Origin of the sequence: Citrobacter sp. 506 (assembly GCF_050434985.1) — a bacterium.
In the GTDB taxonomy this organism is placed as follows: Bacteria; Pseudomonadota; Gammaproteobacteria; order Enterobacterales; family Enterobacteriaceae; genus Citrobacter; species Citrobacter braakii.
In genome coordinates this window covers 96982-109001 of the sequence record NZ_JBNDJN010000001.1, presented here as the reverse complement: position 1 = coordinate 109001, position 12020 = coordinate 96982, and the positions used below count along the sequence as shown (strand labels likewise).

Sequence of the window (12020 nt, the reverse complement as noted above, 5' to 3'; positions counted from 1 at the left end):
AGTGCAGGCTCCCTCAAGGCGTGAAAAAATTGACGGGGAAACGGGTGTTGATAACCATAGCATCCAGAAGAACAGTTTCTAATCGCTGCCCATCTGGCGCATAGCTGATCACTTTGGCAGGGAGTCCGTGATAATTATCCAGCCAGATGTCGTAGCGGTGAACGCAACACGCGGAGAAAATGAGACGCGCATAACCGCCCCCTGTATCGGTACTATCTGCAAACTGGAGTCATCAACTGCCGACTGTTTTTATTATAGTTCTTAATTGTGCGGCACTCCTCTCCAGCCCCCTCAGACTCTGTACAGGCAACAGGCTTAAATTGTTCATGTTCTATTCAGATGAGATGACGACATAAGACTATACTTTAATAGCCATACTTTTAATGGGTATTAATCATGAAACTGCCACCGGTATTTTCATGCGCCGTCCTCGTATTGCTGCTGGCGTCATCGTCTGCCGCAGCCAGCGCGTTACAAAACCAGGCCGCAAGAGAGCAAGAGTTAAGCGCGGCACTTCTTGCAGGAAATGGCGTCATCATCATTAGCGAGGCGGATGATTTCGCTTTCACATTCAGGGCACGTAACCGAATCCACAGACATTTGGCGATTCAGGATGGCATAGGCGATCCCATCATGATGAATGGTTTTCAGGACCACAACTATAATCCCGCCCGGGATGGCTTTATTAACAATCCTGCTCGGGGAAGGTTTATGTTTAATGCACCGATTCGTCGATAGATTGATTGGCAATGGGGGCGTGTAGCGGGCGGCTTAACGCTCTGGCAGGCTTACTTGACGCAAAATACCTATGGTTCGTCAAAAGCCGGCACAAAAAAACCACCCGTAGGTGGTTTCGCGACACTGCTTATTGCTTTGATTGTTCTATTCTTTCCCATGGTACCGGTGTGGGATTTGCCCACACAGCACGAACGCCGAGCAGTTCAGGATATTTTTCAAGAAGTTAATATGTAACTTACTTCTGCGTAAACACCTGTGTTAATCAGGTATGCGGGATCGGAAGTCCGGCAACAGAAAACTGGTGATTCGATTATTTTTAATCTGCGTGGTTAAGCTTGTTGCAGACCGTTCAAATCGTTAAGCATCCGCTTGAGACATTTGATTTTATTCTTATCGCGAACTGATTGCGAAAGCTTACTGAGTTGAAAAAACGTTTTGTCACCAAACCCGTCAATGACTTTGAAGCGATAATCCTGACGCTCGCTATCCCAGGCATAAACAATGTTTTTACAATGCAGGGAGTTAATAATGACTTTGGTGCTGACAAACCATGCTAAAAAAGCATTCAGCTTCTGCAATTTGCTGTCATCGAGTTCTTTTTTCAGAGCAAGCTGATAAAGAGTTTGAGCAATGTTGCCATGCTCATCGCACTCCTTCACAGTGATCTGCCCTAGACCTTTATTTGTTTCAACAAGACCTTCGATCTTTTGCATATAAAGAGAGTCTGTTTGATGACCAGGCTTGCATTCTTTGAGGTCCCGGAAGACTTCCCGTAACTTGCTTTTATAGTTCGCAATATCTGAAATAACGATTTTGATCAGCAGGTTACTATCCTGTGGATGCTGAAAGACGTAACGATCGTTACCTCGTGCAAGTAAGTCTTCATCTGTCAATACAAGCTCTTGTTTCATGATAGTTTTTGACTCTTACCCTAAGGGAAATGAAATTGCCTCAACTGACCTGCATCGGTAAGTTCTGCTAATCAAAAACTATTATGTATATATTTATTTCAATAATTGATAAACGAAATGCATTCGAGTGAGACAAATGTCTCTTCAGGCAAGTGGGCAGGCTAATGAACCTGTTTTGATCCCCCGCAAATACGCTTCTCCAGTCGTGAACGAGGGTTATCAGCAAAGAGCAGGCACCGGTATGAAGTCAACAGGCACCCGATAATATTAAGCGGAAAGATTACTTAACCCGTTTCCCTGTTTCATCAATGACCTTTTCGCCATCCTCTTTGGTAAAAGAGCCTTTCTGAGCTTCAGGTAAAATATCCAGCACAATTTCTGAGGGACGACAAAGACGCGTGCCAAGCGGCGCCACAACAATCGGTCGATTAATCAGGATCGGATGCTGAATCATAAAATCGATCAACTGCTCATCAGAAAACTTATCTTCATCAAGACCCAGTTGCTCATAAGGTTCAACGTTCTTGCGCAGCAATGCGCGTACTGAAATGCCCATATCTGAAATCAGTTTGGTCAGTTCATCACGAGTCGGGGGCGTATCGAGATAATAAATAATAGTTGGTTCGTTACCGCTGTTACGGATCATCTCCAGCGTGTTACGTGAGGTGCCACAGGCCGGGTTGTGATAGATGGTAATGTTGCTCATATCAATATCTCATTACAAAGTGACAGAGAGCCGCCACGCCAGCGCGGCCAGAGTGACGAATAGCACGGGCAGAGTCATGATAATGCCGGTGCGGAAGTAATATCCCCAGGTGATGGTCATATTTTTCTGTGCCAACACATGAAGCCACAGCAGAGTTGCCAGACTGCCTATCGGGGTGATTTTAGGCCCTAAATCGCAGCCAATCACATTGGCATAAATCATCGCCTCTTTGACGACGCCGGTCGCAGCACTCCCGTCAATGGACAATGCACCAATCAGCACCGTCGGCATATTGTTCATCACAGACGACAGGAAGGCAGTCAGGAAGCCGGTACCGAACGTGGCAGCCCATAAACCTTTGTCTGCCAGCATATTGAGTACAGCAGAAAGATACTCGGTGAGTCCTGCATTACGCAGGCCGTAGACGACCATATACATACCCAGCGAGAAAATCACGATCTGCCAGGGCGCCCCGCGCAGCACTTTCCCGGTATTAATAGCGTGGCCACGCTTGGCTACCACGAACAGCACCGCAGCCCCAACTGCTGCTATCGCGCTTACAGGGATCCCCAGCGGCTCCAGAACAAAGAAACCGACCAGCAGGAACAGCAGAACAATCCAGCCCGCACTGAACGTCGCCGGATCTTTAATCGCACTGGCGGGCATCTTGAGCAGTGAAACGTCATATCTGGCCGGGATGTCGCGGCGGAAGAAGAGATGGAGCATGACCAGCGTGGCAGCAATGGCCGCCAGGTTCACAGGGACCATTACGGAGGCATACTGTGTAAAGCCCAGGCCGAAGAAATCCGCCGAGACAATATTGACCAGGTTAGAGACAATCAGCGGCAGGCTGGCAGTATCTGCGATAAATCCTGCAGCCATGACAAAGGCCAGCGTCGTCGCCTGGCTGAACCCCAGGGCGAGCAACATCGCAATCACAATCGGCGTCAGTATCAGTGCTGCACCGTCGTTAGCAAACAGCGCAGCGACAGCAGCGCCAAGCAGTATTATCCAGGTAAACAGCAGGCGACCACGCCCGTTACCCCAGCGGGAGACATGCAGCGCGGCCCATTCAAAGAAACCGGACTCATCGAGCAGCAGGCTGATGATAATCACCGCGATGAATGCCGCTGTTGCGTTCCAGACGATATTCCAGACTACGGGAATATCATCAATGTGGATGACCCCCGTCCCCAGTGCCAGTAAGGCTCCGATACTTGCGCTCCAGCCAATGCTGAGACCTCTGGGCTGCCAGATGACCAGGACCAGCGTCAGTATAAAAATACTCCCTGCCAAAAGCATTTTAGATTCCTTTATATATGATTATGTGTATGTGAAAAATTCTCTCAACAGGATGTGCAGGCTGATTTTTTCAGCCATTCACCCACATCTTTCCTCAGACACTGCCAGGACGTCGTGATCGTCTCAGCGGCCCACGCTTGCATGTGGGGAGACAGACGGTAGTGAATCCATTTGCCTTCCCGGCGGTCAAGCACCAGCTCTGCTTCACGCAGAATAGCCATGTGGCGAGAAATTTTAGGCTGTGATTCAGAGGTCGCCGCGCATATATCGCATACGCACAGTTCGCCGGATTCCCGGAGAAGCATAACAATCGCGAGACGGGTTTCATCCGACAGGATTTTAAAAAGCTGAACAGGCTGTAGCATTTTTTACTCCGTTCCCTTTAGAATACATATATGATAAATCATATGTGTTGAATTTGAAATCACAGAACATTCCGGAGGAGTAAAAAATGGAACACTTTCCTGCACTGAATGCTGATTGCTTCGATCAGCAGATTGCTGAACGCCTGCAGCTCCAGGAGCCGCCACGCATACTGATCCTGTATGGCTCGGTAAGAGAGCGTTCTTACAGTCGTTTTGCCGCAGAAGAAGCAGGACGCCTGCTGACGGCGATGGGAGCGGAAGTAAGACTGTTTAACCCCTCAGGTTTACCCCTGCCGGATGATGCCCCAGATACGCACCCAAAAGTCACCGAGCTGCGCGAGCTGGTCAGATGGTGTGATGGGATGGTGTGGAGTTCCCCGGAGCGGCATGGGGCAATGAGTGCGGTGATGAAGGCACAGATCGACTGGATACCCTTAAGCGAAGGGGCCGTTCGCCCTTCACAGGGTAAAACACTGGCGGTGATGCAGGTCTGCGGCGGGTCGCAATCTTTTAACGCCGTGAACCAGATGCGTATCCTTGGGCGCTGGATGAGGATGTTCACGATCCCTAACCAGTCCTCAGTAGCCAAAGCCTGGCAAGAATTCGATGAGAACGGGCGAATGAAACCTTCGTCCTGGTATGATCGTATCGTCGATGTCGCCGAGGAGTTGTTTAAAATCACGCTGCTGCTCAAGGGGCAAACCGATTACCTTGCCGATCGCTACAGCGAACGAAAAGAGAGCCATCAGGAGCTTTCATCCCGCGTCAATCAGGCGAAAATATAACGTCCTTTTTTACTGAGCTCAAAAACGTCCGCTTTTTGCTGTGCGTTCAATGCTGGATGCAACAATGTTAATTCTTTGCTGGCTGCGAACCGATAAGCCAGCTCCTTTTGGAAAATACTGTCTGAGCAATCTGTTCGTATTTTCATTAGAACCACGCAGCCAGGGAGATTGAGGATTACAGAAATAAATTTGGGAAGCCGCCCTTATCATCAGGCTCTTTGCGATACCTTTTCTTTATATTTACATATCCAAAACATCATAAAGTTAAGATTTTTTGGACAAATTAGGGTATGGTTGAAGTTCATCCACTCAAGGAAAAGCCTATGTCAGAACGTAAAGACTCTAAATCACGCCGCAACTATCTTGTCAAATGCACCTGCCCAAACTGCACCCAACAATCTGAACACAGTTTTTCAAGAGTACAAAAAGGTTCTCTTTTAATCTGTCCTCATTGCAATAAAGTATTCCAGACAAACCAAAAAGAAGCAGCCTGAATCCGTTTTAGACTCTATTTCTGGAACAGAATCACCACCTCTGTATTTTAATATTTATCAAGCTACAGATAACAGAAAACCCGCTGGCTGCGGGTTTAGTATTTTCATATTTAAAAATAAAAAATATGGTGATATCTGGGAAAAGCTATCTTCTTGCGTATGTTGTCGTGCAAAGCAAGTGGTTAGACTTTTCGTGCAGCGACCTACACGTAATCACAATGGTCAGCATACTTTCTCATGCAAAAGAGAGATGAAATATGCTGACCATTGCCCTGAATGCCGGATCAGTAACATTTCATCTCTACTGACCCAACAATACATCCATTGCTTCTGTCAGTATGTCTACTCAGGCTTTAGCCTTCTTCGTTATCGCATACAGACAAAAAAAGGATTTACTCTGTAATAACTACATTGCCAGCAACCGGACCTTTAGTACCATTCTCAATGGAGTATGAGACTTTTTGCCCTTCAAACAAGGTGCGGAAATTATCGCTCTGGATAGCAGAAAAATGTACAAATAAATCTTTACTACCGTCAACAGGAGAAATAAAACCGAATCCCTTATCGGCATTAAACCATTTTACTAAACCATTCATCTTTTTTGACATTTTGTATTCCTTAATTTGGCCTTCCGGCGAACATGGTTTTATTACAGAAACTACTTAGTGCTTAGTGGGGAGACTCAAAGAAGGGATAAATATAAAACACCTGAAATGAGAACTGCTTTAGTAAACTACTTTGTATTTTGTCTGTTCTTCAAACCGACGCGACCATTAACGCACGGGCGTATATAATAATCAATGTTTATTTTAGCTATCCAGATCTCACGATTGCTGAAAAATATTTCTGGCATTATCCAGGGGTATGTGTATAGTGCAACACGTTATTAGCTTTAAGGAATTTTTTTGTCTCGTAAAATGACAGGAATTGTCAAAGCCTTTGACTGCAAGAGCGGTAAAGGCCTTATCTCCCCCTCCGATGGTCGCAAAGATGTACAGCTTCACATTTCAGCCTTAAGTCTCCGTGACTCAGAAGTACTCATCCCCGGATTACGCGTTGAGTTTTGTCGAATAAATGGTCTTCGAGGCCCCTCGGCTGCGAACGTTTATCTCTCATGACCTGTAGCCGCCCCTCCTGACTTCTGGAATCATAAAAAAGAATTTCAAAACAGGGAGAGTTTCATATGTATCAGAAAATCTATCTCAACGACTGGCTGACAGGCCTTAAGAGCTCATGCTGCACGCTGATAGTGACTCTGCTTGTTTTCATCTAATCTGTTAGTTCACCGCATATTGATGGTGCAAATAGACCGGTAAGAGTTGCAATAGCGTTGGCGTATCTGTGTTACGCCCGTCAGGGTGATATGCTGCGTTACACCCCAAATGCCTGTGATGCACAAAGGATGAAAGCCAGGGGATTTCTGATCTTGAAGGTTTGCTGAGCGAGAAGCAGGAAATTTCAGGCACAAAAAAACCACCCGTAGGTGGTTTCACGACACTGCTTATTGCTTTGATTATTCTATTCTTTCCCATGGTACCCGGAGTGGGACTTGAACCCACACAGCGCGAACGCCGAGGGATTTTAAATCCCTTGTGTCTACCGATTCCACCATCCGGGCTCGGGAAGAAATTGGAGGCGCGTTCCGGAGTCGAACCGGACTAGACGGATTTGCAATCCGCTACATAACCGCTTTGCTAACGCGCCGAAATCTTCTGGCTTTTCAGCCGACATCCGCTATTGCCGATGTCTTTAATTTGGAGCGGGAAACGAGACTCGAACTCGCGACCCCGACCTTGGCAAGGTCGTGCTCTACCAACTGAGCTATTCCCGCATCACCAAGTAACTTTGTTAATCACTTGATTTTGTTATCGTCTGGCAATCAGTGCTGCCGTTCGATGCGTTGCATTCTACTTACCTGACGCAATGAGTCAACGATATTTTTCACCACTGACGATCGTTTGCTGAAATTTGCGCCGAAACGATCACTGTTCAAGCAAATCTCCCCACGCAGCGCTCAAATACTGGAACATTGACCACAACGTCAGTATCGCGGCGACGAAGAAAAGTGCGATCCCGGCGTACTCTACCCAAATATTTGGACGCCACAGCAGCCATGCGAGCGCGGCCATTTGCGAAGTGGTTTTCACTTTGCCGATCCAGGACACAGCCACACTGCTACGTTTACCCAGTTCAGCCATCCACTCACGCAGCGCAGAGATAATAATTTCACGCGCGATCATCGTGGCGGCAGGAAGCGTTACCCACCAACTGTGATAGTGCTCGGTCACCAGTACCATCGCGATAGCCACCAGTACCTTATCAGCGACCGGATCGAGGAAGGCGCCAAAACGCGTGCTTTGGTTCCAGCGACGCGCCAGATAGCCGTCAAACCAGTCGGTGACCGCCGCAATACAGAAGATCAGCGCACAAACGAAGGGAGCCCAGGTGAATGGCAGATAAAAAGCCAATACAAAGAATGGGATCAGGATGACGCGAAACAGCGTGAGCAACGTAGGGATATTAAATTGCATATGACGGATAACTATCTGTTGTCAGTAAAATTACCCCTATGTTGCTACAGAGGGCCTAATGTTTCAACGAGTAGAAGATCTTTTCTGCCAGAGCTTGCGAAATACCCGGCACTTTTGCAATTTCTTCAATACTCGCGTTACGAAGACCTTGCAAACCGCCCATATATTTCAACAACATCTGCCGACGCTTCGGCCCGACACCTTCAATAGTCTCCAGCGTGCTGGTACTTTTCACCTTCGCCCGTTTTTTACGGTGCCCGCTAATTGCATGATCGTGAGATTCATCGCGGATATGCTGGATAACGTGCAATGCAGGCGAATCCGGCGGAAGGCTAAAGCCCTCACCTTCCGGCTCAAAGAACAGCGTTTCCAGGCCGGCTTTACGATCGGCCCCTTTTGCCACGCCCAACAAAAGCGGGTGCTGCTTGTCCCAGGGAACGTCCAGCTCAGCAAACACGGCTTTCGCCTGCCCCAGTTGACCTTTTCCGCCGTCGATCAATATGACGTCCGGAATCTTACTTTCTTCAATCGCCTTACCGTAGCGCCGGCGGAGAACCTGATTCATTGCCGCATAATCATCACCCGGCGTAATACCCGTGATGTTATAGCGGCGATACTCGGCGCGCAGTGGTCCATTGGCATCGAATACCACGCAGGAGGCTACCGTCTGCTCGCCCATCGTGTGGCTGATATCAAAGCACTCCATGCGTTTCACTGCGGGTAACTTGAGTACTGATGCCAGCGCCGTCAGGCGTTGAGTAATGGTCGACTGCTGGGAAAGTTTTGTGGTTAACGCCACCGCCGCGTTGGTACGCGCCAGCTTCAGATACCGCGCGCGATCGCCTCGCGGTTTCGTCTGAACGTTGATCTTCCGCCCGGCCAGCTCAGACAGAGAGTCTGCCAGCAGGGTTTTATCGCTAAGATTAAAATCGAGCAGGATCTCACCGGGTAAGGTGCGCATCTGACTTCCCTGCAGATAAAACTGTCCGACAAAGGTTTCAACGACCTCGCCGAGTTCTGTTCCACCTGGTACTTTCGGGAAATAGCTACGACTGCCTAACACTTTACCCTGGCGAATAAACAGCACGTGCACACAGGCCATGCCAGCGTCAAACGCCACGCCGATGACGTCCAGATCGTCTCCGGTATTAGAGACAAACTGTTTTTCGGTCACGCGGCGTACGGCCTGAATTTGGTCACGAATGCGGGCAGCCTCTTCAAACTCGAGATTCTGGCTGGCTTTTTCCATCCGGGCGATCAGCTGCGTTAATACCTGATCGTCTTTTCCGGACAGGAACAGACGAACGTAATCAACCTGCTGCGCATACTCTTCCTCACTCACCAGGCCCGCCACACACGGACCGAGGCAGCGGCCAATCTGATATTGCAGACAGGGCCGCGAGCGATTGCGATAAACACTATTTTCGCACTGACGAATAGGGAAGATTTTCTGCAGCAACGCCAGCGTTTCGCGTACAGCGTAGCCGTTAGGAAACGGTCCAAAGTACTCGCCTTTGGCATGCTTGGCCCCGCGATGCATTGCCAGGCGAGGATGGGTATCGCCGCTGAGGAAAATAAAAGGATAGGATTTATCGTCGCGCAGCAAAACGTTATAACGCGGCTGATACAGCTTGATGTAGTTGTGCTCAAGCAATAACGCCTCGGTTTCGGTGTGCGTTACCGTGACATCAATCTGCTGTATTTGCGCGACCAGTGCTTCGGTCTTACGCGATGCGAGGTTGCTACGGAAGTAGCTGGAAAGCCTTTTTTTCAGGTCTTTCGCTTTCCCGACGTAGATGACCGTCCCGGCGTCATCATACATACGATAAACGCCGGGCTGACTGGTCACGGTTTTCAGGAACGCTTTGGCATCAAACTGATCGGTCACTGGCTTGTTAATGTCTCCGCATTACACAGGCCATGGCGAATTGCCAGGTGAGTCAGCTCAACATCGCCGTGAATGTTTAATTTACTGAACATTCGATAGCGATAGCTGTTCACCGTTTTAGGACTAAGATTCAGTTGCTCTGAGATCTCATTGACCTTCTGACCTTTGGTGATCATCAGCATAATCTGCAACTCACGTTCAGACAAACTGGCAAACGGGGTTTCCGTTTTCTCAGGCTCAATCTGGCTAAGCGCCATCTGCTGAGCGATATCGGAGGCAATATAACGTTGGCCAGAATAAACCGAACGAATCGCACTCACGACCTCCTGGGGCGCAGCCCCCTTACTGAGATAGCCCGCGGCTCCCGCCTGCATGACTTTTGCAGGTAACGGGTTTTCGGTATGGACAGTCAGCATGATCACTTTAATGTCAGCCGTTGAACGCGCAATTTTACGCGTTGCCTCAAGGCCACCAATACCGGGCATATTCATGTCCATCAGCACAACGTCAACGGAATTTGAGCGGCACCATTTTACCGCATCTTCACCGCAGCACGCCTCGCCGACAACTTTAATGCCTTTTATATCTTCAAGAATGCGTCGTATCCCTGCGCGCACCAGTTCGTGGTCATCAACAAGAAAAACGTTGATCAAAGGAATATCTCCAGAATAGGGATAACGCTACCGATAGTTAATCGGTCCTATGTTAACGGGTTTTATCTCAACTTTGAAATGTAAAAATCGCCGTCTTTCGATTTTGCTCTCGTTTTTGGAAATTAGAAGGTACGACGAGTGGAAACTTTCTGTTATGGCAACCTTTTGCCACGGTTATATCTGCATAGCTGTTTCAGAATAGTGACAAAAAATTCATATTCGTCCGTTGAATGCAAAATAGGCAGCTAAAGTTGTAACAATAATTAACGAGTAAAATACTCGAAATAAACAACAGATGGAGAAAATATATGCAGTGCAACATGTTGTTTATTTTAATGTCCGCGGCTTATGTTTGCGCAGAAAACAACCGCTGATATTTTTAGCCTCGCTTATGGTATACTCCGGCGCCTTAAGATTTGACATCGCACTTTTTCATTGAAACATAACGAGGAAAATAAATGAGTACGCCTGACTTTTCCACTGCTGAGAATAACCAGGAACTGGCCAACGAAGTCACCTGCCTGAAAGCCATGTTAACGCTGATGCTGCAGGCAATGGGCCAAGCCGATGCAGGGCGCGTGATTCTTAAAATGGAAAAACAGATCGCGCTGATTGAAGATCAATCACAGGCTGCGGTATTTTCCAGCACTGTTAAGCAAATTAAACAGGCCTACCGCCAGTAATAAGAACCCGGCTGACAGCGATGCTCTCAGCCGGGTTTGCGTCTGACACTCAGAACGATAATTTACTCAGATCAGCCCGGTTGCCGCGGCATAACAGGCGATCTGCGTTTTGTTGGGTGCATTAAATTTCTTTTGCATATTTTTCTGGTGAAAGTTAACGGTATTTTCAGAAATCGACAGAATTATCGCTATCTCTGAAGAGGTTTTCCCCTCTGCCGTCCATTTCAATATCTCTTTTTCCCGCTTGCTAAAGCGCATCTCTGGCGCCATGACCATGTCATCTTGCAGCCGCGTCAGTACCGACAAGCTTTCCCGCACCAGCAGTTGCATCCTGAGCTCTACCTCATCGTTTGCAAAGCGACTATTACGGACACTTGCACGCGATACCGATAAAAAACCCAACGCCCGATTAGGCAACATTAAGCATTGCGTCATCCCTTTACGTAAACCGTGATTGCGCGCGGCATCCCACAGGGGCTGTGCATCGCGAAATAAGGTATCGTTCCAGGGTAAATGCCCCTGACTGAAGTTTTCAGGCTTCAGCACCGGATCAATAGCGAAATAATTCTCGGACTGATAATGCGCCACCCATGCTTTGGGATAGGTCGTGTGAAGCGACGTTTTAGGTCGGGTAAAAGGTACGGGATGACGAACACAGAGCGCGTAAAAATCGAACTCTAAATGCTGCGTCTGTTGTTGTAATTCATTATAGACATCCTCTGCCGTCGCCATTTCCTGAAAGCGTAACAGCATACTCCGTCGCCAGGTGAAGAAATCATGACCCTGCATACTAAGTGGTAATACCCCTGAGATTGATAATCATCCAAACATATGAAACAAGCTAACACATAAATGTATTTTATATATGCAAATTATCGGACAAATGGTCAATTACTTGAGCATTACTCACCGACGGCAGGAAGTAACAGTATTAGGAGTTAATAATAAAGCAATAATTATAAAT

At 47.8% G+C, this 12020-nt stretch carries 16 protein-coding genes, 3 tRNA genes and 1 pseudogene; 7 read left to right on the top strand and 13 right to left on the bottom strand.

Going from position 1 to position 12020, the window contains the following annotated elements:
* The first annotated feature begins 396 nt into the window (after window positions 1-396).
* Entirely contained in the window at window positions 397-738 is a 342-nt protein-coding gene (locus ABIE10_RS00655; RefSeq protein WP_429154347.1) for a hypothetical protein, read from the top strand.
* Window positions 739-1067: 329 nt separating this feature from the next.
* Here ABIE10_RS00655 and ABIE10_RS00650 read toward each other — a convergent pair whose 3' ends face one another.
* From ABIE10_RS00650 to ABIE10_RS00635, 4 genes are all read right to left on the bottom strand, one after another.
* Complete coding sequence (locus ABIE10_RS00650; RefSeq protein ID WP_047502094.1) at window positions 1068-1649, bottom strand: YrbL family protein; 582 nt, start codon at window positions 1647-1649, stop codon at window positions 1068-1070.
* Window positions 1650-1929: 280 nt separating this feature from the next.
* Entirely contained in the window at window positions 1930-2355 is a 426-nt protein-coding gene (gene arsC / locus ABIE10_RS00645) for a glutaredoxin-dependent arsenate reductase (protein ID WP_429154344.1), read from the bottom strand.
* Window positions 2356-2367: 12 nt separating this feature from the next.
* Entirely contained in the window at window positions 2368-3657 is a 1290-nt protein-coding gene (locus tag ABIE10_RS00640; protein ID WP_049269066.1) for an arsenic transporter, read from the bottom strand.
* Between the two features lie 44 nt (window positions 3658-3701).
* A complete protein-coding gene (locus tag ABIE10_RS00635) occupies window positions 3702-4022 on the bottom strand; it encodes a metalloregulator ArsR/SmtB family transcription factor (protein ID WP_429154342.1) in 321 nt (106 codons plus the stop codon).
* An 86-nt stretch (window positions 4023-4108) separates the two neighbouring features.
* Here ABIE10_RS00635 and arsH point away from each other — a divergent pair, with 86 nt between their 5' ends.
* Complete coding sequence (gene arsH / locus ABIE10_RS00630; RefSeq protein ID WP_016153469.1) at window positions 4109-4807, top strand: arsenical resistance protein ArsH; 699 nt, start codon at window positions 4109-4111, stop codon at window positions 4805-4807.
* An 18-nt stretch (window positions 4808-4825) separates the two neighbouring features.
* Here arsH and ABIE10_RS00625 read toward each other — a convergent pair.
* Window positions 4826-4999, bottom strand: a pseudogene (locus tag ABIE10_RS00625) (IS30 family transposase); the annotation flags it as partial.
* 131 nt (window positions 5000-5130) lie between these two features.
* On the opposite strand from ABIE10_RS00625, the gene ABIE10_RS00620 reads away from it, so the two are divergent.
* The gene (locus tag ABIE10_RS00620; RefSeq protein WP_162835200.1) at window positions 5131-5301 is read left to right on the top strand and encodes a YnfU family zinc-binding protein; all 171 of its coding nucleotides are present in this window, start codon (window positions 5131-5133) and stop codon (window positions 5299-5301) included.
* Between the two features lie 392 nt (window positions 5302-5693).
* Here ABIE10_RS00620 and cspA read toward each other — a convergent pair whose 3' ends face one another.
* Window positions 5694-5909, bottom strand: a complete 216-nt coding sequence (gene cspA / locus ABIE10_RS00615; protein WP_016153470.1) for an RNA chaperone/antiterminator CspA — start codon at window positions 5907-5909, stop codon at window positions 5694-5696.
* 297 nt (window positions 5910-6206) lie between these two features.
* On the opposite strand from cspA, the gene cspH reads away from it, so the two are divergent.
* Together cspH and ABIE10_RS00605 are read left to right on the top strand one after the other, a co-directional pair.
* A complete protein-coding gene (cspH, locus tag ABIE10_RS00610) occupies window positions 6207-6419 on the top strand; it encodes a cold shock-like protein CspH (RefSeq protein WP_049040548.1) in 213 nt (70 codons plus the stop codon).
* Window positions 6420-6484: 65 nt separating this feature from the next.
* The gene (locus ABIE10_RS00605; RefSeq protein WP_016153471.1) at window positions 6485-6574 is read left to right on the top strand and encodes a hypothetical protein; all 90 of its coding nucleotides are present in this window, start codon (window positions 6485-6487) and stop codon (window positions 6572-6574) included.
* A gap of 258 nt (window positions 6575-6832) precedes the next feature.
* On the opposite strand, the gene ABIE10_RS00600 is transcribed toward ABIE10_RS00605, so the two are convergent.
* From ABIE10_RS00600 to uvrY, 6 genes are all read right to left on the bottom strand, one after another.
* Window positions 6833-6919: transfer RNA gene (locus ABIE10_RS00600), tRNA-Leu, on the bottom strand.
* 12 nt (window positions 6920-6931) lie between these two features.
* A tRNA-Cys gene (locus tag ABIE10_RS00595) sits at window positions 6932-7005 on the bottom strand.
* Between the two features lie 51 nt (window positions 7006-7056).
* Window positions 7057-7132: transfer RNA gene (locus ABIE10_RS00590), tRNA-Gly, on the bottom strand.
* A 151-nt stretch (window positions 7133-7283) separates the two neighbouring features.
* Window positions 7284-7832, bottom strand: coding sequence for a CDP-diacylglycerol--glycerol-3-phosphate 3-phosphatidyltransferase (gene pgsA, locus ABIE10_RS00585; protein WP_016153472.1), 549 nt, complete (start codon window positions 7830-7832; stop codon window positions 7284-7286).
* Window positions 7833-7887: 55 nt separating this feature from the next.
* Window positions 7888-9720 carry an excinuclease ABC subunit UvrC gene (gene uvrC, locus ABIE10_RS00580; protein ID WP_016153473.1) on the bottom strand — a complete coding sequence of 611 codons (1833 nt, stop codon included), beginning with the start codon at window positions 9718-9720 and terminating at the stop codon, window positions 7888-7890.
* Entirely contained in the window at window positions 9717-10373 is a 657-nt protein-coding gene (uvrY, locus tag ABIE10_RS00575) for a UvrY/SirA/GacA family response regulator transcription factor (protein WP_006684079.1), read from the bottom strand. Before uvrY ends, uvrC begins: the two co-directional genes overlap by 4 nt.
* Window positions 10374-10668: 295 nt before the next feature.
* On the opposite strand from uvrY, the gene ABIE10_RS00570 reads away from it, so the two are divergent.
* Both ABIE10_RS00570 and ABIE10_RS00565 read left to right on the top strand, forming a co-directional pair.
* Window positions 10669-10812, top strand: coding sequence for a hypothetical protein (locus ABIE10_RS00570; protein WP_418135068.1), 144 nt, complete (start codon window positions 10669-10671; stop codon window positions 10810-10812).
* A gap of 19 nt (window positions 10813-10831) precedes the next feature.
* Window positions 10832-11056: a DUF2594 family protein gene (locus ABIE10_RS00565; protein WP_016153474.1), complete on the top strand. Its 225-nt coding sequence runs from the start codon at window positions 10832-10834 to the stop codon at window positions 11054-11056.
* A gap of 66 nt (window positions 11057-11122) precedes the next feature.
* On the opposite strand, the gene sdiA is transcribed toward ABIE10_RS00565, so the two are convergent.
* Window positions 11123-11845 carry a transcriptional regulator SdiA gene (gene sdiA, locus ABIE10_RS00560; protein ID WP_016156833.1) on the bottom strand — a complete coding sequence of 241 codons (723 nt, stop codon included), beginning with the start codon at window positions 11843-11845 and terminating at the stop codon, window positions 11123-11125.
* Window positions 11846-12020: the final 175 nt, after the last annotated feature.